This window comes from Mycobacterium sp. E2733 (genome assembly GCF_001667585.1).
Lineage (GTDB): Bacteria > Actinomycetota > Actinomycetes > Mycobacteriales > Mycobacteriaceae > Mycobacterium.
Window position 1 is genome coordinate 1 of record NZ_LZJZ01000076.1, and the last position, 890, is coordinate 890.

Sequence of the window (890 nt, forward strand, 5' to 3'; positions counted from 1 at the left end):
ATCTCGACGATCTCGTTCGGCACCAAGACCGGCGAGATCGAGATGGACGGGAAGCGGGTGGCCGTCCCGGTCTCGACCGACCAGATGAAGATGATCGCCAAGCTGTCCGGCGGGCAGTCCTACACGGCCAGCAACGTCGACGAGCTGTCCAAGAGCTACAACGCCATCGAGAAGGACATCGGCTACCGCACGGTGCCGGGGCCGGGCAGCGCCGGGTGGTTGCGCCTGGGCGTCATCACCGCGCTGATCGCGACGGCGCTGGCGCTGCGGATCAACCGGCGGCTCCCGGTCTGACCGCTCAGGACGGCAGCCGGCGGTTCAGCAACAGCCCGGCCAAGATGGCGCCGGCCATCGCGACGGCCCCCAGCAGCATCCACGCCAGGCTGGCGTCGCCCTTGACGGTCTCGTAGCCGATCTGGCGCTGCAGGGTCGCGTAGACGTTCTTCAGCGACTCGAGGCTGTCCGCGTGGAACGACTGGCCGTCGGTGATTTCGCAGATCTTCTGCAGGGTCTGGTCGTCGACGGGAACCGGGATGGTGGCGCCCTCGTACTCGACGGTGCCGTACGGCGTGCCGAAGGAGATCGTCGAGATGGGCACCCCCTCGTCGCGGGCAAGCCGCGCCGCGGTGTAGGCCCCGTCATGCGGATCGCTGGGGTTGGACGGCTTGTTCTCCTTGCCGTCGGAGAGCAGGACGATGCGGGCCGGCGGCGGGGTGTCGCCCCCGGTGATCGCGTTGGCGCTCACCGCGTGCAGGGCGGTGAAGATGGCCTCGCCGGTGGCCGTGCTGTCGGCGAAGTCGAGCTTCTTCAGGGCGTCGATGGTCGCCTGGTGCTGCGGGGTCGGCGGCACCAGCAGGTACGGCGTGCCCGCGAAGCCGACCAGGCCCAGG

Annotated in this window: 1 protein-coding gene and 1 pseudogene; one reads left to right on the top strand and one right to left on the bottom strand. The window is 69.3% G+C overall.

Going from position 1 to position 890, the window contains the following annotated elements; all coding sequences use genetic code 11:
• Window positions 1–294, top strand: a pseudogene (locus tag A5678_RS12925) (hypothetical protein); the annotation flags it as partial.
• 4 nt (window positions 295–298) lie between these two features.
• Here the strand turns inward: A5678_RS12925 and A5678_RS12930 are convergent.
• Window positions 299–890: VWA domain-containing protein (locus tag A5678_RS12930; RefSeq protein WP_156746826.1), on the bottom strand; the 592-nt coding region annotated here is incomplete at its 5' end.